The organism is Marinibaculum pumilum (assembly GCF_042646425.1).
Classification (GTDB): Bacteria; Pseudomonadota; Alphaproteobacteria; order Ferrovibrionales; family Ferrovibrionaceae; genus Marinibaculum; species Marinibaculum pumilum.
This window is the reverse complement of the sequence record NZ_JBHRTR010000049.1, coordinates 34,752-54,606: the sequence shown is the minus strand read 5'-3', so window position 1 is coordinate 54,606 and position 19,855 is coordinate 34,752. Positions and strand designations below refer to the sequence as shown.

Annotated in this window: 19 protein-coding genes; 12 read left to right on the top strand and 7 right to left on the bottom strand. The window is 69.2% G+C overall.

The window, feature by feature from the left end; genetic code table 11:
- The 6 genes from ACFOGJ_RS26570 to ACFOGJ_RS26545 form a co-directional block, all read right to left on the bottom strand.
- Nucleotides 1-736: hypothetical protein (locus ACFOGJ_RS26570; protein ID WP_379906294.1), on the bottom strand; the 736-nt coding region annotated here is incomplete at its 3' end.
- A 52-nt stretch (nt 737-788) separates the two neighbouring features.
- Entirely contained in the window at nt 789-1,274 is a 486-nt protein-coding gene (locus ACFOGJ_RS26565) for a hypothetical protein (RefSeq protein ID WP_379906293.1), read from the bottom strand.
- A 267-nt stretch (nt 1,275-1,541) separates the two neighbouring features.
- Nucleotides 1,542-4,268 (bottom strand): DUF2169 family type VI secretion system accessory protein, encoded by a 2,727-nt coding sequence (locus tag ACFOGJ_RS26560; RefSeq protein ID WP_379906292.1) that lies wholly within the window; start codon nt 4,266-4,268, stop codon nt 1,542-1,544.
- A 42-nt stretch (nt 4,269-4,310) separates the two neighbouring features.
- Nucleotides 4,311-4,727, bottom strand: a complete 417-nt coding sequence (locus ACFOGJ_RS26555; protein WP_379906291.1) for a hypothetical protein — start codon at nt 4,725-4,727, stop codon at nt 4,311-4,313.
- Nucleotides 4,728-4,791: 64 nt separating this feature from the next.
- Nucleotides 4,792-5,883 carry a hypothetical protein gene (locus tag ACFOGJ_RS26550; protein WP_379906289.1) on the bottom strand — a complete coding sequence of 364 codons (1,092 nt, stop codon included), beginning with the start codon at nt 5,881-5,883 and terminating at the stop codon, nt 4,792-4,794.
- A 36-nt stretch (nt 5,884-5,919) separates the two neighbouring features.
- Nucleotides 5,920-6,423 (bottom strand): hypothetical protein, encoded by a 504-nt coding sequence (locus tag ACFOGJ_RS26545; RefSeq protein ID WP_379906288.1) that lies wholly within the window; start codon nt 6,421-6,423, stop codon nt 5,920-5,922.
- 288 nt (nt 6,424-6,711) lie between these two features.
- Here ACFOGJ_RS26545 and ACFOGJ_RS26540 point away from each other — a divergent pair, with 288 nt between their 5' ends.
- The 7 genes from ACFOGJ_RS26540 to ACFOGJ_RS26510 all read left to right on the top strand — a co-directional run bounded on the left by ACFOGJ_RS26540 (nt 6,712) and on the right by ACFOGJ_RS26510 (nt 11,878).
- Nucleotides 6,712-7,365, top strand: coding sequence for a LysE family translocator (locus ACFOGJ_RS26540; RefSeq protein ID WP_379906287.1), 654 nt, complete (start codon nt 6,712-6,714; stop codon nt 7,363-7,365).
- Entirely contained in the window at nt 7,362-7,748 is a 387-nt protein-coding gene (locus ACFOGJ_RS26535; protein ID WP_379906286.1) for a hypothetical protein, read from the top strand. The genes ACFOGJ_RS26540 and ACFOGJ_RS26535 overlap by 4 nt, the downstream gene beginning before the upstream one ends.
- A gap of 75 nt (nt 7,749-7,823) precedes the next feature.
- On the top strand, nt 7,824-8,180 hold the full coding sequence (locus ACFOGJ_RS26530; RefSeq protein WP_379906285.1) for an Hpt domain-containing protein: 357 nt from the start codon (nt 7,824-7,826) through the stop codon (nt 8,178-8,180).
- An 88-nt stretch (nt 8,181-8,268) separates the two neighbouring features.
- The gene (locus tag ACFOGJ_RS26525) at nt 8,269-9,090 is read left to right on the top strand and encodes a universal stress protein (RefSeq protein ID WP_379906284.1); all 822 of its coding nucleotides are present in this window, start codon (nt 8,269-8,271) and stop codon (nt 9,088-9,090) included.
- Between the two features lie 241 nt (nt 9,091-9,331).
- Complete coding sequence (locus ACFOGJ_RS26520) at nt 9,332-10,156, top strand: MBL fold metallo-hydrolase (protein ID WP_379906283.1); 825 nt, start codon at nt 9,332-9,334, stop codon at nt 10,154-10,156.
- A gap of 39 nt (nt 10,157-10,195) precedes the next feature.
- Nucleotides 10,196-10,765, top strand: coding sequence for a histidine phosphatase family protein (locus ACFOGJ_RS26515; RefSeq protein WP_379906282.1), 570 nt, complete (start codon nt 10,196-10,198; stop codon nt 10,763-10,765).
- Between the two features lie 87 nt (nt 10,766-10,852).
- A complete protein-coding gene (locus ACFOGJ_RS26510) occupies nt 10,853-11,878 on the top strand; it encodes an ImuA family protein (RefSeq protein WP_379906281.1) in 1,026 nt (341 codons plus the stop codon).
- A gap of 162 nt (nt 11,879-12,040) precedes the next feature.
- Here the strand turns inward: ACFOGJ_RS26510 and ACFOGJ_RS26505 are convergent, their stop codons facing one another.
- Nucleotides 12,041-12,388 (bottom strand): HU family DNA-binding protein, encoded by a 348-nt coding sequence (locus tag ACFOGJ_RS26505; protein WP_379906295.1) that lies wholly within the window; start codon nt 12,386-12,388, stop codon nt 12,041-12,043.
- Between the two features lie 345 nt (nt 12,389-12,733).
- Here ACFOGJ_RS26505 and ACFOGJ_RS26500 point away from each other — a divergent pair, with 345 nt between their 5' ends.
- From ACFOGJ_RS26500 to ACFOGJ_RS26480, 5 genes are all read left to right on the top strand, one after another.
- Nucleotides 12,734-12,958 (top strand): flagellar basal body rod C-terminal domain-containing protein, encoded by a 225-nt coding sequence (locus ACFOGJ_RS26500; RefSeq protein WP_379906280.1) that lies wholly within the window; start codon nt 12,734-12,736, stop codon nt 12,956-12,958.
- 268 nt (nt 12,959-13,226) lie between these two features.
- A complete protein-coding gene (locus ACFOGJ_RS26495; RefSeq protein ID WP_379906279.1) occupies nt 13,227-14,384 on the top strand; it encodes a TAXI family TRAP transporter solute-binding subunit in 1,158 nt (385 codons plus the stop codon).
- Between the two features lie 166 nt (nt 14,385-14,550).
- A complete protein-coding gene (locus ACFOGJ_RS26490) occupies nt 14,551-16,503 on the top strand; it encodes a TRAP transporter permease (RefSeq protein ID WP_379906278.1) in 1,953 nt (650 codons plus the stop codon).
- A gap of 89 nt (nt 16,504-16,592) precedes the next feature.
- Nucleotides 16,593-18,989 (top strand): transketolase, encoded by a 2,397-nt coding sequence (locus ACFOGJ_RS26485; protein WP_379906277.1) that lies wholly within the window; start codon nt 16,593-16,595, stop codon nt 18,987-18,989.
- 13 nt (nt 18,990-19,002) lie between these two features.
- The gene (locus tag ACFOGJ_RS26480; RefSeq protein ID WP_379906276.1) at nt 19,003-19,827 is read left to right on the top strand and encodes a VOC family protein; all 825 of its coding nucleotides are present in this window, start codon (nt 19,003-19,005) and stop codon (nt 19,825-19,827) included.
- The last annotated feature ends 28 nt before the right edge of the window (nt 19,828-19,855 follow it).

Sequence of the window (19,855 nt, the reverse complement as noted above, 5' to 3'; positions counted from 1 at the left end):
CGCCGGAGCCGCTTTCCTCCTCGTCTCCGCCGCTCTCTTCCTCGTCGCCGGAGCCGCTTTCCTCCTCGTCTCCGCCACTCTCTTCCTCGTCGCCGGAGCCGCTTTCCTCCTCGTCTCCGCCGCTCTCTTCCTCGTCGCCGGAGCCGCTTTCCTCTTCGTCTCCGCCGCTCTCTTCCTCTTCGCCCGCGCCGCTCTCGTCCTCCTCGCCGAACTCGTCGTCGCTGAGTTCGCTCTCGTCCTCTTCGAGCGCATTGCCGCTGGCGTTGCGCTCGGGCCCGGGGTCTTCCTCGTCCTCGCCGCCGCCCGCGCCCTCCTCGTCCTGGCGGTTGGCGTTGATACGGAGCCGGGCGGCCTCGGTCTGGATCTGGGTGGCGAATTCGGCGTTCACGCCGCCGAAGATCTTCAGCTGGGTCAGGACAGCGCTGGTGGAGGTGGTGTTGTTGCTGACGCTGCGGGCGGTCAAACCCATGTCCACGCCGCGCAGGGCAATGCTGGCCTTGGTGTTCGACAGCCCGATATTGGCGATGTTCACATTGAGCATCGCACCGCCGAGGACATCGGTGGTGTAGATCGCGCCGACATAGGCCCAGGCGATCAGGCCGGTGTCGAGATAGACGTTCGTGTCGTAGTAGTAGGTATAGGCAGCTTCCACCGCGATGCCGAAATACATCGTCGCGGTGACGCCATAGCTGTCTTTTTCGGTCGTCCAGGTGACGAGTGAATTTGGATCGGCCATTGCATGCCCTGCCCGGGTGACGTCGGCGACGGTTTCGGCGGAAGCCGCGGCCTCATGCGGAGATATCGATACCCGGTATCAGCGAGGCCATGGCGGCCTTGTTCTGCGCCGTCAGGACGAGGACGTTCTTGCTGGCGATCGCTTCGGTTCCGGCCGCGCCTTCGCTGGCGCTGCTGAGCGTGCAGCCCACCCCGACACCCGTCGCCCCCAGGCTTGTGGTGCCCCAGGACCAGGAGGCGTTGATGTTGGTGCTGGCGGTGCAGATCGCGGAGGTCGTCGGGAACAGCGCCAGGCCGCCCAGGGTCACGTTCACAACCGGCCCGGCGGTATAGACGCTGAAGGCTTCCTGCACCTGGGAGATCATGCCGACATTGGCCTTGAATCCCGCCCCCAGGGCGATCGCCTTGGAAGACTGGTAGCTGCTGTCCTGCGGCTTCTCGACCGTGGCGAAATGCTGGCCGAACCAGTCGCCGATATCGTCCTTCGCGTTATCCCACCACTCGGTCAGGGCCTTGAAGCTGCTGTTGTCCGACGCCATGCCACGTCTCCATCCTGACAGATATCCCGCGCAGGCCGCCCGGACACGCGAAACCGATCGCGCGCAGCGTAGCGCAGTCCGGGTCCGGCGCAAGCCTGGACCGGTGCGGGGGCCGCGCGCCTGTATCGCTCTGCAGGGCGAGCCGCTGACTGTAGGAATGGCGGTCGAATGAAGTGCTGCGGCGGCGCCCTCATGTCGGCATGTGACGATCATGTGACATGCGCCCGCGCGCCGGATCGCGGCGGGCCCGGCTTCGCCGGTGCCGGTTCAGGAGATGCTGGGTGCGGCGAGGCGCGTGCCGGTGATCTCCGCCCTGTCGAGGACGTTGTCTTTCAGGACCGCTTTCAGGGTGTTGGCGCCGTAAAGATTCGCCGCCCGCAGGTTGGTCCGCACCAGGACCGCGCGCAGCAGGTTGCCGTCCATCAGGTCGGTGCCTTCCAGGACGGCGTCGGTCAGGTTGCTGTGCATCAGCAGGCCGCCGCGCAGGAAGCTGCCGGACAGGTTCGCCCCGGTCAGGTCGGACTGCCAGAAATTGGCCCCCGGCATCTGCGCATCGGTGATATGGGCCCGCACCAGAGATGCGAAGCTCAGGTTGCAGGCGGGCAGGCTGGTGCCGCAGAAATCCGCCCTGTCCAGGACGGTCTTTCCCGCCACCGACAGGCGGTCGACTTTCGCGCCATGGAACTTCGCGCCGGCGGCCTGGCAGTTGATCAGCATCAGCCGTGCGCCGGAGATGCGCCGGAAGTCGGCATTGTCCAGCCGGCAGAAGACGAAGGCGGTCATCGCCACCGTGGCGCTGCGCAGGTCGACATGCTCGAAGCTGCACTGGTTGAAGGAGGCCTCGCTGAGGTCGGCACGGACGAAGCTGACCTTGCTCATGCGGCAGCCGCTGAACCGGGCGCCGACCAGTCTTGCCTGGCTGAAGGTCAGTCCGTGCGCCTGGATGTCGGCCAGCTGCATGCCGCTGAGGTCCGCCATGGCGAGGGAGGTGTCGTGCAGCACCGCGCGGTTGAGATTGGCGCCCTTCAGGTTGGCGCCGTTCAGGTTCGCGCGGGTCAGGTCGGCATGGGCAAGCCCGGCATCCTCCAGGTTCGTGCCCATCAGGGAGGCGCCGACCAGCTGTGCCCCGGTCAGGTCGACGCCGGAGAGGTCCATGCCGTCCAGCCTGCGGCCGGTCAGGTCGAGCCCGGCCAATGCCTTGTCCGGGGGCGCCTCGCCCGCCGCCAGCGCCTGGGCCAGCGCGCGGGCCTTTGACAATTGCCTGGAGCCGGGAAGCAGTTCCGGCTTCGGGAACAGGTGCGCGGCCTCTTTCTCGCACCGGGCCTGCGCCGTGGCCGTCTCCTGCATCATGCCCGCCAGCCGGCCTTCCAGGTCCTTCGGCATGCCGGCCTCCAGGCGTGCCTTCACATCGGGCGCCAGGCCTTCCTTCGATCGTTCGGCCAGGGCGGCGAGGCGGCTGGCCATCGCGTTGGGTTCGCCGCCCGCTTCGGCGCGGGACTGCGCGGTGAGTATCTCATAGTCATAGCCGAAGCGGTCGGCGAGGCGCCGTGCCTCGGCCTCCGTATCCGCCCATTTGCCGCGTCCCAGGCTCTCGATCCGGTCGGCGACGACCTGCATCTTCGCGCGGAATTCCTCCGCCTCGGCGAAGCTGGCGGGACGCATGTCCTTGACCTGGTCGATCGCGGCCAGGACCGCCTTCACCTCCGGCGGCTCGTCACTCCCCGCGGCCTCGCTGAGCGGGGTGGCCGCCGGCAGGCCCGCGGCCTTGCGTGCCTGCGCCGCCTCGCCCTTGACCCTGGCGATCAGGCCGGTCATGCGCGGCGGCAGGGCCGCGTCGTCACGCGGTGCGAACGGCTTGATCGTGGTCGCCGGCTCCAGGGTCGGTTCCACCCAGCCGATCGGGCAGAGATCCGCGGTTTCTACGACGGCGCGGGCCACCCTGGCCGGATCCAGCCGCTTTTCCATGGCCGCCTGCCAGTAGGCGGACGGGCGCGGTTTGTCCTCGAGCCATTCGAACCCGGCCACGAGATAGTTCAGGTCCAGCCCGTCGATCTCCTGCAGGGCGACGCTGCCATGGTGGATCAGGATCGCGCGCTCCAGGTCCGGGAACAGCAGCAATGTGTCGGGCCGCACGGGCACCTCGATGAAGCGGCCGCCCTCGGTCGTTCCGACCGGCCGGTCGGGTCGCTTCTGGTGGACGAAGCAGCGCGCCCGCAGGCCGGGAAGCTGGCCCGTCTGCTGCCTGTTGCGGGGATGCATGTTCTCGATGCGGAACACTTCCCCGCCATGGAAATAGCCCGGCAGGACCTGGTCCCGCGCCGCGGTCAGGAAGAAGTCCGGCTGGATGTCGCGGGCATAGCCGGGTTCGTGATGCTGCGCCCAATAGGCGTCGTGGGTACCCACCAGCTTCAGCCGCTCGGGATGGTCGACCGGGCGCGGCGCGAAGGCGGCCGGCGGCGGCCGGTCGTCCGGCAGGCGGATCCGCCGTTCGGGATATTCCAGATTCGGCAGCGGATAGCGGGCGGCGCCGTTCCGCCTCGGCCAGCCGCCGATCCCGGCCGGGTTCTCCGGATAGTCGGCGCCGCCGAAGGCGCGCTCCCATTCCAGCGGCATCGCCTGGAAGGGCAGGGGCGCCGTGGCCCGCAGCCGGCCGTGCCGGGACCGCACCCATTCCCGGTCGCCGGTCACCTGCAGAATCTTGTCGACGGCGCTGCCCAGCCGCAGGCGGACCGTGCCATGGCGGACCGTCTCGCCTTCGGGCGCATGAAAGGCGCCGTAGATGATCACCTCCCCCCGCGGCTTCGGATCGCAGGGGTCCAGGATCCGGTCGCCCAGAACGGGCATCACCTCGGTCCAGAGCTCCTGTTCCAGGCCGATCCGCCGCGGATCGTCGAAGGGGAAGTAGTGCAGCAGCGCCACCGACAGGCGGGGCCGGCCGGCATGGATCACGATGCGGCCCAGATAGCCGGTGCGCAGCGGCTTGAACAGCTTCATCGCGGCGCACCCGCGGCTGCCACCGGTCCGGCGCCCGGCATGTCAGGCCGTGGACTGCATGGTGGCGCCGTTGATCTTCACCGCGCCGGTGCGCGCCTTCAGCGCCTTGGTCAGGGTCTTGACCACATTGGCCTGGGTCTCGTTGATCTTGATGTCGATGCGCCAGCCCGTGCCGTGGGTTCGGGTCTTGATCGCGTTGTTGTCATAGATGACGACATTGGCCACCAGGCCGGAGAGCTCCAGGGCGACGGAGGCTGCCGACCAGTAAGTGACATTGGCGGTAAGGGAATTGCCGCTGATGTAGACCGATTTCTGCTGCGAATAGCTCTTCAGAAGCATGTAGAGGTCGAGTTCACCGGAACAATTGAATGAATACTGATAGCCGTAATATTTCGCTGTCGATGATTCGACAGTGATGAAATGATAGTCCTTGTTGAATGATTTATTCCATTCCGCCATCAGGTCATCCCGGTTGTCGCCGCATTGCCCCTTGCCCGTGTCTGCTGCGCCCTCCCGGGCCCCCCTAGTCCGACCGGTCGGTGATCTGGTCGCTGCCGACCTTGTTGCTGGTCTCGCTGCCAGCGGTGCTGGCACCGCCGCCACCTGCGCCGCCGCCGATACCGGACTTGGTGGGGGCCTCCATGCCGGACTTCGCCTTGTTCCAGGTACTGTCACCGCTGCCGGACCCCGAGCCGCTGGCCTCGGGCTCGCTGCCGGACCCGCTGGCTTCGGGCTCGCTGCCGGACCCGCTGGCTTCGGGCTCGCTGCCGGATCCGCTGGCTTCGGGCTCGCTGCCGGACCCGCTGGCTTCGGGCTCGCTGCCGGACCCGCTGGCTTCGGGCTCGCCGCCGGACCCGCTGGCTTCGGGCTCGCTGCCGGATCCGCTGGCCTCGGGCTCGCTGCCGGACCCGCTGGCTTCGGGCTCGCTGCCGGACCCGCTGGCTTCGGGCTCGCTGCCGGATCCGCTGGCTTCGGGCTCGCCGCCGGATCCGCTGGCCTCGGGCTCGCCGCCGGATCCGCTGGCCTCGGGCTCGGCGTCGGCGCCTTCGCCGGTCTCGCCGGCCTCTTCCAGTTCCGGCATGTCGCCGACCTCCAGGTCGCCCATGCTGTCGCCGGCGGCACCGGTGCCGCCGCCGCCGCTGGGGCCGGGGGCCCCGGTATCCGGGCCCGCCGCGACGGCGCTGCTGGTGGTCTGCTGGTGGCTGGCATCGGCATTGGCGACCGCGCCGTTGACCTCCGCCCGGGCGGGTTCGACCTTCGTCATGCCCATATGCACGTCGGTCCGCATGAGGAAGGTCTCCGCCTTCACGTCATTGCCGTCCTTGCCATACACCTTGAACTCGACCTCGACGCCGCGCGCCTTCAACTGAATCTTGTAGTACTTGTAGACGAAGGCAAGTATGTCCGGCTTTATGTAGGCGCCGGCCAGGACATCTGTCGAATAGATCGATGCCACATAGACCGATGCCAGAAGTCCTCCCGCCCCCTTGATGTATGTGTCATAGTAGTATTTGTACGAGGCGCCGACAGTGATGCCGAAATAGGCATTGGCGGTGACGGAATAGTCGTCGCAGGTCGACGCCCATTGGACGATCTGGTAGGCCTTCTGTGCCATTGTGCCGTGCGCCGTTCCGGCCTGCCCGGCTGTGGCCTAGACCTGGACCTGGATGGCTGGAATCGCGGCCTTCACGCCGGAGGTGTCCTGGCGGGTCAGCAGCACCGCATTGTGGATGCCGATCACGCCGGTCTTGCTGGCAATCTCCTCCTTGCCGCCCAGCTTGCACTTCACCGCCACGCCGCTGACCTGCATTTCGGCAACGCCGCGGGCGTATTGCAGGCCGGCCGACAGCTTTGCCACGCAAAGCAGGGTCACGTCGGACTTCAGCGCCAGCGCCGACAGGGTGCCGTAGAACAGGGGACCGTAGAACTTGATAAAGGTCGCTTCGTTCACTTGTGAACTGATTCCTACCGCGCCCTTGAACCCCGCCGTCAGGGCGATCGACTTGGAGGCCTGCTTGGTTGAGGATTCGGGCTTGTTGTAAGTCGCGAAATGATCGGACACCCAATCGGTCCAGGAGGAGTTGGAACTGGAAGCGGCACTGTTGCCGGACTGCTCCGTCAGGCTCTTGAACCCGGTCGTGTCTGACGATGTCATGGCCCGTTACTCCGATGCCGGAAGGCTTGAGGGCCGCCGGGGTGGTCGAGATGTTTATAACTACTCAAAAAATTTGATGTTTTTGTTGCAGGGAAAACGTTTCCTCGCCCGGTCGGTGCCCTGGTGCCGCGGTCGCCGGGCGCACCGTGCCCCGGCCTGCGCCGTGCCCCGGGGGCGCGGCGATGCGCCTTTTGTCAAATCCCGGCGCTTTTGCCATAACCGGCGTCCCAGGCGCTGTACGCCCGAACTCCGACACCGTGCCGCAGCCCGCATTTCGATCTGAGGTTCATGCTCGACTGGCTCTTTCTGCTCGCCAAGGGAACGGCGGTGGGTTTCGCGATTGCCGCTCCCGTCGGCCCGGTGGGCGTCCTCTGCGTGCGGCGCACCCTGATGTTCGGCCGGGTGTCGGGGCTGGTCTCCGGCTTCGGGGCGGCGGTCGCGGACGCACTCTACGGCTGTGTCGCCGCCTTCGGTCTGACCCTGATCTCCGGCTGGCTGCTGGACCACCGAGTGGCGATCCAGTTGATCGGCGGTACCTTCCTGCTGTTCCTGGCCTGGCGCATCCTGGCGATGGGGCAGGGGGAGCGCGGCGGCGCGGCGGCGGCGACCGACAACGACAGCTCGGTGCTGCATTCCTTCGGCTCCACCTTCGCGCTGACCCTGACGAATCCGATCACGATCCTGGCCTTCCTCGGCATCTTCACGGCTGTCGGCATCGCCGAGGTCTCGCACGACCGCTGGCTGGCGGCGGCGCTGGTGGCGGGGGTGTTCATCGGCTCGATGGCCTGGTGGCTGTTCCTGGCGGCCGGCGCCGGCTATTTCCGGCGCCACCTGCAGGGCGGCGGCCTGCGCTGGGTCAACCGGATCTCCGGCTTCCTGATGCTCGCCTTCGGCCTCTATGCGCTGGTGGAACTGGCGATCAACCTGACGAAGGGGCCATGATCGCAGGGCCGTCGGCAACGATCCTGGTGGTGGCCGCGGACCCCCGCATCGGGGCCGCCGCTGCGGGCTTCCTGGAGCCGGCGGGCCATCCGGTCCGCAGCATCGGCCCCGCGGACGACCCCGCTGCCATACTCCCAGCGGGCGCGGCGGCGGTGCTGCTGGTCGACTGGTCCCTGACCGGCGCGGGCGGCCTGCATCTGGGCACGGGGTTGCGCCGGGCCATGCCGTCGGCCTGGATTGTCGCGCTGGTACCGGTGGACAGCCGGCAGGCGGAGCCGGCCGGCTGGGATGCGGTCGCCACCCTGCCCCTGGCACGGGATTCGCTTGTGCGGGCCCTGGAAGGCCGGCTGCCCCGCAATGGGACGTCGCCGGCGGCTATGTGAACGGCTGTGTCAACGAACTGGGGGGCGGCGGCGCCGGGGGCGATGCGATGGCCCGGCGGCACCGGAAAGGCTGCAATGGGCGAAATCGATGCGGAGGTGCTGGACATCTCCCAACTGCGTCAGTTCACCGCCGGGGAACCGGCCCTGGAACTGGAGATTGCCGAACTGTTCGCCGAGACCAGCGCCGGCTATGTCGCGGCGATGGTGCCGGACGCCAGCGACAAGGCATGGCACGAGGCCGCCCACTCGCTGAAAGGCTCTGCGCGCGGTATCGGTGCGGGCCGGGTGGCGCAGCTGGCCGCGTCGGCAGAGAATCTGGTCGGCGCCGAGGCGGTGCCCGAGCGGCGTGCGGAAGCCCAGGCGGCACTGTCGCAGGCGGTGGCGGATGTCGTTGCGGCATTAGGCCGCTTGACCGAAGGCGCCCGCGGCTGATCCTCTTTTACCCGCTGGGCGCGTATGCCGGTACCGTCCCGGATGGGGGCGCGTGCCGCAGGACAGGCGCCATAGGGAGGAGGCAGTCATGAAAGACATTCTTCTGCATGTCGCAGACGATCGCCGGGTAGAGGAGCGGGCGAAGATCGCCATCCGCCTTGCCCAGAAGTTCGACGCCCACATCACCGCCCTGTTCACCATCCCGCAGGCGCAGGTACCCGCCTACGTGATGGGCTATGTCCCGGTCGAGGTGACGCAGCGGATCGAAAAGGAAGCCGAAGAGCGCGGCCGCCAGGCCCAGGCGGTGTTCGAGGAGCGCTGCCGCAAGGAAGGCGTCGCCGCGGAATGGCGGATGGCCCGCGGCATGCCCGGCAATGCCGTCACCCTGCACGGCCGCTATGCGGACATGACGGTGCTGGCGCAGCCCGACGAGAGCGAGAGCGACCTGCCGGCGGAGATCCTGGAACTGCCGCACGACGTGGTGATGGAGGTCGGCGGCCCGGTGCTCTGCGTGCCCTATGCCGGCCGCTTCGACAGCATGGGCAAGACCGTGATGATCGGCTGGAACGGCACCAGGGAGGCGGTGCGCGCGGTGCGCGACGCGATGCCGTTCCTGCAGCAGGCCGAGAAGGTGTACGTGTTCAGCGTCAATGCCGAGGGCGGCCATCACTATCCCGGCGCGGACCTGGCCACCCATCTGGCGCGTCACAATGTGCGGGCCGAGGCGAGCTCGACCGTCGCGCGCGACATCGAGGTGGGCGACGCGATCCTGGCCGCCCTGTCCGACAACAGCTGCGACATGCTGGTGATGGGCGCCTACGGCCATTCCCGCATGCGCGAATGGGCGTTCGGCGGCGTCACCCGCAAGATCTTCAACGAGATGACCGTCCCGGTCCTGATGAGTCACTGACGGACGGTCCGGCCGGCATTGCCGCGGCGGCGGTCGTCCGACCGCTGCCGCCAAAGGTATACGGTCGCCGCCGCACGGTGTGCATTCCGCGCCGGGCTGGTTACTCTGTCGGCTCGGGCCAACCGGCAGCCGCGTCCCGCCACCCACATGCTCTGGCACAGGCTCTGGCACAGGCTCTGGCACAGGCACCGGCCGACAGGCCGGCCGCCGGTGGGGAATGGGCGCGCGCGGGAGCGACTGCATGAGTTTCAAGGTCAAGTTCTGGGGTGTGCGCGGCAGCATCGCCACCCCGTCGCCGCGCCATATCGCCTTCGGCGGCAACACCTCCTGCGTGGAGGTGTCGGTGGGCGGACGCCGGATCGTGCTGGATGCGGGCACCGGCATCCGCAATCTCGGCCACTGGTTCCTGCGCAAGGATGTCCACCACGCCTATCTGCTGCTGTCCCATACCCACTGGGACCATATCAACGGCTTCCCGTTCTTCTCCCCCGCCTTCCGCAAGGACCGGCATTTCCAGATCATGGCCGGGCATCTGACCGAGTGCGGCGGGATCCGGCCGATCCTGTCCAACCAGATGACCCAGCCCTGGTTTCCGGTGCCGATCGACGTGATGTCGGCGCGGCTGGAATATGAGGATTTTCGCCAGGGCGACAGCTTCACCCTGGGGCGCGGCATCCAGATCCGCACCGCCGCCCTGAACCATCCCAACGGCGCCACCGGCTATCGCATCGAACATGCCGGCAAGTCGCTCTGCTATGTCACCGATACCGAGCATGTGCCCGGCCGGCCGGACCAGAACGTCCTGGGACTGATCGAGGGCGCCGACCTGGTGATCTACGACTGCACCTATACCGACAAGGAGTTCGAGGGAAAGATCGGCTGGGGCCATTCGACCTGGCAGGAAGGCATCCGCCTGTGCCAGCAGGCCAACGTGAAGACCCTCGCGATCTTCCACCACGATCCCGACCATGAGGACCATTTCATGGAACGGCTGGAGGCCGATGCCCGCAGCCTGTGGACCGGCGCGATCGTCGCGCGGGAGAACATGCGCATCAACCTGGCCTGAGCAACGTCGAACCACCCCATACGCCGAGGCGGCAATCCCATGACCCATCTCTATCTCGTCCGCCACGGCAGGGCGGCCGCCGGCTTCGACGCCCACCTGGACCCGGGCCTGGACGCGACCGGGCAGGCGCAGGCCGATCGCTTCGCCCGCGACTTCGCCGCCGCGCGGCAGGCCGCCGGCGCCGCGGCGCTGCCGATCCTGACCTCGCCCCTGCGGCGCACGCAGGAGACCGCGGCGCCGCTGGCGGCGCTCTGGTCCGCAGCCCCGCGCATCGAGCCGCGGGTGGCGGAACTGCCGAGCCCGGAGGGGATCGGCCTGGCGGCGCGCGGCCCCTGGATCCGCGACTTCCTGCAAGGGCGCTGGAGCGACGCCGATGCCGGCCTGCTGGCCTGGCGCGACGCGCTGCTCGCGGCATTGGCCGCGATGCCGGAGGACAGCGTGATCTTCACCCATTTCATCGCCATCAACGTGGCGGTCGGTGCGGCCGCCGGCGCCGCGGAGGTCATGGTCAGCCAACCGGACCATTGCTCCTGCACCGAGATCGCCGTCGACGGCGGCAGGCTGACCCTGCTGGCGGAGGGGCGGCAGCTGGAAACGCAGGTGCTCTGAGCCCATAGCCGCATTTGCAGGGCGGGGCCTTTGCAGAGTGGCGGCCGGGCTGTTGCCCGGCGCAGGATCGGAACATATAACGAACATATGTCCTCCGTTCCGCCCACCGCCGCCGTCGCGGCACTGCGCCAGACATTGCGCATCCAGGAAGCGCGGCGGCTTCTCGCTGCCGTCACCGACCCCACGCGCGCCTCCGGCGGCCCTGCCGCCATGGCGCAGCAGCCCGGGGCGCAGCAGCCCAGGGCGCAGCAGTCCGGGGCGGTCGCCCTCGGCCTGCCGGCCGTCGATGCGGCCCTGCCCTGGCACGGCCTGCCGGCCGGCGGGCTGCACGAGATCTGTGCCGTCTCTGCCGGCGGCAGCGGCGGGGAGACGGCGGCGATCGCCTTTGCCGCCTTCCTGGCCGGCCGCTTCCAGCAGGCGGCCGGCCAGCAGGCAGCCAGGGGGGCGGGGGCACCGGTGATCTGGTGCCGCCTGCTGCCGCGGCGGCAGGAGGACGGGCTGCCCTACGGCCCGGGGCTGCGGGCCTGCGGCCTGGCGACCGAGAGCCTGGTCCTGGCGGAGGCGCGGCGGGAGGAGGACCTGTTCTGGGCGCTGGAGGAGGCGCTGCGGGACAGCCCTGCCGCCGCCGTCGTGGGAGAGGTCGCGCGCGTCGGCGCGGCCCTGCCGGATGTCGCGTTGCGGCGCCTGCAGCTGGCGGCGGAACGCTCCGGGCGGCCGCTGCTCCTGCTGCGGCCGGATCCCGGTGCGGCGGGGCGCAGCTGCCCCTCGCTCACCCGCTGGCGGATCGCGGCCCGGCCGTCGGTTCGGCAGGCCGGCGAAGGCACGGGAGCTGGCCGGGAAACGGCGGAAATCGAGGCGGCGGAAATCGAGGCCCCGGAAATCGAGGTGGCGGGCATCCTGCCGCCCCCCTGCTGGGACCTGGACCTGCTGCGTTGCCGGGGCGGACGGCCCGGCCGCTGGCGGCTGCACGGCACCTTCGATGCCGCAAGCGGGGCTTCGACAGTCCCGGATGCGGGCCCGGATGCGGACGACGGGCCGGCGGATGACGGGCCGGCGGATGACGGAAAAATGGCGGGTGACCGGAACGACGGTCATCCAGGCCGCGGCGCATAAAAGGAGGCAGTCCATAGTGCCGCTGCCTCTTCGTCGGAGCTTGCGGCACCATGGCTCCTGCCGATCCCGCGCCGAAAGTGTCGGGCGAGGGACCAGGGGATCGGTCGGGCCCGGCCGGCGGTTCGCCGGCCGCTGCTGTCGGCCCTACTGCCAGCCCCGGGGTCAGCGCTTGCCGAGGGAATCCTTCAGCGCCTTCGCCGGCCGGAAACGGACCGACTTGCTGGCCTTGATCTTGATCTTTTCGCCGGTCTGCGGATTGCGGCCGGTACGGGCGGCGCGCTTGGTGACCTTGAAGCCGCCGAAGCCGGCGATGCTGAGGGCACCGTCCTTCTTCAGGTTCTTCGCCATGGAATCGAACAGCGCATCGACGGCACTGGTGGCCGCGGCCTTCGTCGAATTCGTCTGCTCACGCACGATGTTGATCATGTCGGCCTTGTTCAAGTTGCTCTCCCTTGTCGCGGAACATCGGAAGTCCCCGAAGGAAGCACCCCGAAGGTAGCCCCCGGAAATCCTTCCCTGGGAAAACCCTCTCCCGGAACCCGTCCGGAAGCGGCCCGATGACCGATGGCCATTTGGGCGTCAGCCCGGTTGCGACGCGCCGCAGCTCCGCACGTCACGATCAGCTGCATACCATATTTTGTGGTTGCCAAAAATCGGAGGCGGATATATGAGCCCGAAAATCCGCGAAAAAACGCGCTTTTTGCTCCTCCGGCATCCTGCCGGGCCTGTCGCGACGGGGTTCCGGGGCCCTCTGCGACGAAAAACCCCTTTCATCCGGGGCGAATCGGACGATATGGTGGGGATACGGGCGGCCGATGCCGCCACAGGCAGAATGCTGACACGACGGAAGCCGATATGAATATCGCCAGCACCGCAAACGCCACCCAGGCGGCCCTGAAGGCCCTGAGCCAGGCGCAGCAGGGTGCGGCCCGTGCCGCCGAGCGTATCGTGACCGGGCGGACCGTGCAGGCCGCCGATGTCGTCGACCTGATCGCCGCGCAGACCCAGTTCGAGGCCGGTGCCGCCACCCTGAAGACGGCGGACCAGATGACCGGCGCGCTGCTCGACATCAAGACCTGAGCCGCTCCAGCTCCATCCCCTTCGAACACGGCCCGGCCACCGGCGCCTGAACCGTCCCGGCGTGCCTGCACTGCCCGCGCAAACCTGTTCTGCGGGCCTGATTTGCAGGCGCCTCGCTTTACACCCCTCCTGACAGACCGCATTCTTCCCGCGCGCATCACTGTGCCAACGGACCTGCGGCTTGACCGCAGACCGCCTGCCGCACCGGGCCGGTCCTCACCGGACCGGCCTGGAAACGGGGCAGGCAAGTGCTAGGGAGGAATGAAGAATGACCGCAGATCGCAGGATCACTGCGTTTGCCGCCGCCGGCATCCTGGCCATCGGGCTGGGCCTTGCCGCATCCGCAGACGCCCCCGCGCAGGCCGCTGACGGCGTCCCCAACCAGATGATGTGGTCGGCCTACGATGTCGGCTCCACCGGCCATGCGGAAGCCTCCGCCGTGGCCGACGCGCTGATGAAGAACCACGACACGCGGATCCGCATCCTGCCCTCGGGCACCTCCATCGGCCGCCTGCTGCCGCTGAAGACCGGCCGGGTCAGCCAGGGCTGGCTGGCCAACGAGGTGTTCTTCGCGACCGAGGCGATCCACGACTTCGCCGCCCAGGAATGGGGGCCGCAGGACCTGCGGGTGGTGATGGGCCGGCCGGCCAGCTACGGCCTGGCCACCGCCAAGGATGCCAACATCAAGACCCTGGCCGACCTGAAGGGCAAGCGGATCGCCTATATCAAGGCGAACCCGTCGATCAACACCAAGAACGACGCGATCCTGGCCTTCGCCGGCCTGACCCGCGACGATGTCGAGGTGGTGGAGACGCCGTCCTACGCCGCCGCGGTGCGCTCGGTGATCGAAGGCCGCGCCGATGCTGCCGGCGGGGTGCCGACCTCCGCCCTGTTCCGCGAGCTGGAGGCCAGCCCGCACGGCATCTTCTGGCCCGACATCCCGGCCGACGACGCCAAGGGCTGGGAAAATCTGCGCGCCATCGCGCCGTTCTTCGCGCCGAATACCGAGACCCTGGGCGCCGGCCTGTCGGAGGAGCAGCCGGCGGAGCTGATCGCCTATCGCTATCCGATGGTCACGGTCTATGCCGACCAGTCCGAGGACGAGGTCTATGCCCTGACCAAGGCGATCGCGGAAAGCTTCGACGACTATAAGGGCGCCACCAAGGTGATGCCGCTCTGGTCGGTGAACCAGGCCGGCGTGCCGCCGGCCGACGCGCCCTTCCATCCCGGCGCCGTCCGCTACCTGAAGGAAGCCGGCGTCTGGACCGATGCCCATGACACCTGGAACGCCAAGCGGCTGGAGCGGATGAAGGCGGTGCAGGCCGCCTGGGACGCCGCCACCGACGAGGCGCTGGACAAGGGCCTGCCCGGCAAGGAATGGGAAGCCTTCTGGGAGCAGTACCGCAAGGACCATCTGGGCGGCTGAGGCAAAGGCGCTTCGCCCAGCCCATTCACTTTTTCCGTCATCCTCGGGCTTGACCCGAGGATCCATTCCGCAATCGGTGACGTCCGGCAAGGCCGGCGGAATGGGTTCCCGGGTCAAGCCCGGGAACGACGGCAGGGGTGAATGAACGGGCAGGGCGGCTCCGACCATGCCCCCGTCGAACATGACCCAGACCGATCAGGACCAGCCGCCCGCCGCCGACGCGCCCGCCCGCGGCGGCCCCGTCGTGCGCCTCATCGTCGGCCTGCTCTGCGGCATCGGCCTCGCCATGGCGCTGAACCAGGTGATGAACCTGGGCGCCTTCGGCTTCAGGCCGATCTCCACCGGCTACTACTACTGGATTGCGGCGGCCTTTTTCCCGATCGCCTTCCTGATGCTGCCGGCGCGCGCCGCCGACCGGTACCGGCTGCCCTGGTACGACATCGTCCTGAGCGTCCTGTCGCTGGCCGTCGGTGTCTGGCTGGCCCTGAACGCGGAAGAGATCATCACCCGCGGCTGGGACCTGCAGGCGCCGGCTTTGCCGACCCTGGTGGCGGCGGTTCTGGTGGTGCTGTCCCTGGAGGGGCTGCGCCGCGCCGGCGGCCTGTCGCTGTTCCTGATCTGCCTGTTCTTCGCCACCTATCCGCTCTATGCCGGGTCCATGCCCGGCGTCTTCTTCGGCTTCCAGTTCACGCCGGAGGAACTGGTCCGCGCCCATGCGCTGGGCAGCGAGAGCATCATCGGCATCCCGATGCGGGTGGTGACGGAGCTACTGATCGGCTTCCTGCTGTTCGGCGTGGCGCTGACCCAGTTCGGCGGCGGCGCCTTCTTCATGAACCTGGCCACCGCCCTGATGGGCCGCTATCGCGGCGGCCCGGCGAAGGTGGCGATCCTGTCCTCGGGCTTCTTCGGCTCGCTGTCGGGCTCGGTGATCTCCAACGTGATCTCCACCGGCGCGATGACGATCCCGACCATGAAGCGCTGCGGCTATCCCGCCCGCTATGCCGGCGCGATCGAGGCCTGCGCCTCCACCGGCGGCGCGCTGATGCCGCCGGTGATGGGGGTGGTCGCCTTCATCATGGCCAACTTCCTGAACGTGTCCTATGCGGAGGTGATGCTGGCCGCCGCCGCGCCGGCGGTCCTGTTCTATGCCGCTTTGCTGTTCCAGGCCGACGCCTATGCCGCGCGCGCCGGCCTCGCCACCTTGCCGAAGGAGGAGGTGCCGTCGGTCTGGCGCATCCTGCTGGGCGGGTGGAGCTTCCTGGCCAGCTTCGTGGTGCTGATCTGGCTGATCGTCGCGGAGCGGATGGAGGGGCTGGCCCCCTTCGTCGCCACCGCCCTGGTGGTCGCGGTCGGCGCGGCGACGACCCTGCTGAAGGAGGGGCCCGTCGCGATGCTGCGGCAGCTGGGCGGCCTGTTCTTCGCCGGCGGCCGCAACATCGCGCAGCTGGTGGTGCTGCTGGCCGGCATCGGCCTGATCATCGGCGCGCTGTCGATCACCGGGGTCGGCACCGCCTTCAGCCGCGAGCTGCTGCAATATGCCGGGCAGAGCATCGTCCTGCTGCTGCTGCTGGGCGCGCTGACCAGCTTCATCCTGGGCATGGGGATGACCGCCAGCGCCTGCTACATCTTCCTGGCGATCATCCTGGGGCCGCCGCTGGAGGAGGCGGGGCTGAACCCGATGGCCAGCCACCTGTTCATCCTCTACTGGGGCATGCTGTCCTTCATCACCCCGCCGGTGGCGCTGGCGGCCGTGGCCGCGGCCGGCATCGCCGGCTCCAGCCCGGTGGCGACCGGCGTGGTGGCGGTGCGATTCGGCCTGGTGCTGTTCTTCCTGCCCTTCCTGTTCGTGCTGAACCCGGCCCTGATCCTGCATGGCACGGTGGCGGAGGTGGTGCTGGCCTGCGGCACGGCCCTCGCCTCCGTCTGGCTGTTCTCCGCCGGGGTGGAGCGCTGGCTCTACGGCGTCGGGCGGATCTCCTGGCCGCTGGCGGTGCTGGCGCTCGCCGCCTCCGTCACCCTGCTGATCCCGGAGCACAACACCGACCTGATCGGTGCCGCCCTGGTGGCCGTGCTGTACGGTGCCGCCTTCCTGCTGCGGCGCAGGCCGGCCAGCGCGTGAGCGCCAAGTCTGGACTACGCCGGTAACGGCGCCATCATCATGCGGGCCCCTGGGTGGGCAGCTTGAAAGCACGGAAACGGGAGTGGGCGATGAGCCTGGACGCAGGCGAAAGCCGCCGGCTGGCGGCGCTGCAGCGCAAGGTGCTGTGGCTGGCGACCTGGATGATCCACAACGCCAACCATCTGCGCGACACCGGCGACGGGCTGAAGGTGGGTGGCCACCAGGCTTCCTCCGCCTCCCTGGCGACGATCATGACGGCGCTCTATTTCGCCGTGCTGCGGCCACAGGACCGGGTCGCGGTGAAGCCCCATGCCAGCCCGGTCTTCCATGCCATCCAGTACCTGTTGGGCCATCAGGATCGCGCGAAGATGGAAGCGTTCCGCGGCTTCGGCGGCGCGCAGTCCTATCCGTCGCGCACCAAGGACGGCGACGATGTCGACTTCTCCACCGGCTCCGTCGGCCTGGGCGCCGGCGTGACTGTGTTCGCCAGCCTGGTGCAGGACTATCTGGCCGCCCATGGCCGGCTCGACCGGCCGGAGGGGCGGATGATCGCGCTCGTCGGCGATGCGGAGCTGGACGAGGGCAATATCTTCGAATGCCTGCTGGAGGGCTGGAAGCACGGCCTGCGGAACTGCTGGTGGGTGATCGACTATAACCGCCAGAGCCTGGACGCGGTGGTGCGCGAGGGGCTGTACGACCGCATCTCCGCCCTGTTCACCGCGATGGACTGGGAGGTCCGTGTGCTGAAATACGGCCGCCTGCTGGAGGCGGCCTTCGCCGAGCCCGGCGGCGACGCGCTTCGCGACTGGATCGACCGCTGCCCGAACCAGCTCTACTCCGCGCTGACCTTCCAGGGCGGCGCCGCCTGGCGGAAGCGGCTGATGGACGAGATCGGCGACCAGGGCGATGTCACCGCGCTGCTGGAGCGCCGCTCCGACGACCAGCTGGCCGCCCTGATGACCAACCTGGCCGGCCACGACCTGGAGAGCCTGGTCGACGCCTTCGAGAGCGCGCCGACCGACCGGCCGGTCTGCTTCCTGGCCTATACGGTGAAGGGCTACGGCCTGCCTCTGGCCGGGCACAAGGACAATCATGCCGGCCTGATGACCCCGGACCAGATGTCCGCCTTCCGCCAGGCGATGAAGGTGCGGGAAGGGCATGAATGGGAGCCGTTCGAGGGGCTGGACCTGCCGGCGGGCGAGCTGCGCGATTTCCTCGACGGCGTGCCGTTCAATGCCGAGGGCACCCGCCGCCATGCCGCGCCGGCGGTGCCGGTGCCCGACACCCTGCCGGCCGACGTGCCGGCGGTGACCTCCACCCAGTTCGGCTTCGGCAAGATCCTGGACAACCTGGCGAAGTCCGGCGGGCCGCTGGCCGACGCGATCCTCACCACCTCGCCCGACGTCACCGTCTCCACCAACCTGGGCCCCTGGGTGAACCGCCGCGGCCTGTTCGCGCGCCAGGCGATGGCCGACCTGTTCCGCGAGGAACGCATCGCCTCGGCGCAGAAATGGGCGGCCGGGCCGAAGGGCCAGCACCTGGAACTGGGCATCGCGGAGATGAACCTGTTCCTGACCCTGGCCGCGGCTGGCCTGTCGCATTCCCTGTTCGGGGCGCGGGTCCTGCCGGTCGGCACCCTCTACGACCCGTTCATCGCCCGCGGCCTGGATGCGCTGAACTATGCCTGCTACCAGGATGCCCGCTTCCTGCTGGTGGCGACCCCGTCCGGCGTCACCCTGGCGCCGGAGGGCGGCGCCCACCAGTCGATCGGCACGCCGCTGATCGGCATGGCACAGGACGGGCTGGCGGCGTTCGAACCCGCCTTCGTCGACGAGCTGGCGGTGATCCTGCGCTTCGCCTTCGACTATCTGCAGCGCGACGGCGAGGGCCAGCCGGCGGAACGCACCTGGCTGCGCGACGAGACCGGGGGTTCGGTCTACCTGCGGCTCTCCACCCGGCCGGTGGAGCAGATCCGGCGCGAGATGACGCCCGACCTGGCGCGCGACATCGTCGACGGCGCCTACTGGCTCCGCCGGCCCGGCCCGAATGCCGAGGCCATCGTCGCCTTCACCGGCGCGGTGGCGCCGGAGGCAATCGCGGCCACCGGGCTGATGGCGGAGGACCGCCGCGATGTCGGCCTGCTGGCGGTGACCTCGGCCGACCGGCTGAACGCCGGCTGGACCGCGGCGGCCCGCGCCCGCGAACGCGGCCTGGTGCATGCCCGGTCGCATGTGGAGCGGCTGCTGGCGGAGGCGCCGGCCCATTGCGGCCTGGTTACCGTGCTGGACGGCCATCCCGCCACCCTGGGCTGGCTGGGCGCCGTGCAGGGCCATCGCACCCGCGCGCTGGGGGTGGAGCATTTCGGCCAGACCGGCACCATCGCCGAGCTCTACCGCCACCACGGCATTGACGCCCAGGCGATCCTGGCGGCGGCACAGGGCCTGTCGCCCGGCCGGCCGATCCGGCACCTGCGCGGTTTGGGTTAGGGGAGGAAGCGCAATGTCCGGCCAGCGTTCGATCGACCATCCGGTGCTCGCAGTGCGCAACCTGGATGAAGCGGCGGCGGCGTGGGAGGGGCTCGGCTTCACCCTGACGCCGCGCGCCAGTCATCCCGACCATATGGGCACCGCCAACCGGCTGGTGCAGTTCGCCAACCGGGTGTTCCTGGAATTGCTGGAGGTCGACCGGCCGGCGACGGTCGCCCCGCATGGGCCGGAGGAGGTGCCGCCGCGCTTCAGCTTCGGCGCGCATAACCGCGACGTCCTGCAGGACGGGCCGGGCCTGTCCATGCTGGCGTTGACCACCGCCGATGCCCACGCCGACCTGGAGGCGCTGGCGGCACGCGGGGTGCGGACCTTCGCTCCGTTCGCGTTCGAGCGCCAGACGACCCTGCCGGACGGCAGTCAGGCGTTGGTCGGCTTCAGCCTGGGCTTCGCGACCCTGCCGGGCTTTCCCGGCAGCATCTTCTTCCTGTGCCAGCACAAGGCGCCGCAGCATTTCTGGAAGGAGCGGTTCCAGACCCATGCCAACGGCGCCGTGGCGCTGGAGGCGGTCTATCTGCGCTCGGCGCAGCCGGCGGAGGATGCCGCCGCACTGGCGGTCCTCACCGGCGGCGTGGTGCGTGCGGTCGAGGACGGGGTCGAGGTCGGCTGCGGCGGTCAGGCCCTGGTCGTCGCCACGCCGGCGCAGCTGGCCCGCCTGGCCCCCAACGCGGAGCAGGGGCCGCCGGGCCTGGCCGGCATCGCGATCGCGGCGCGGAACCCGCCGGTGGCGCCGGCAACGGTGCTGGACGGGATATTCATCGCCTGGCGACAGGCCGCCTGACCCGCCATATCCGCCAGTCATCGAGCTG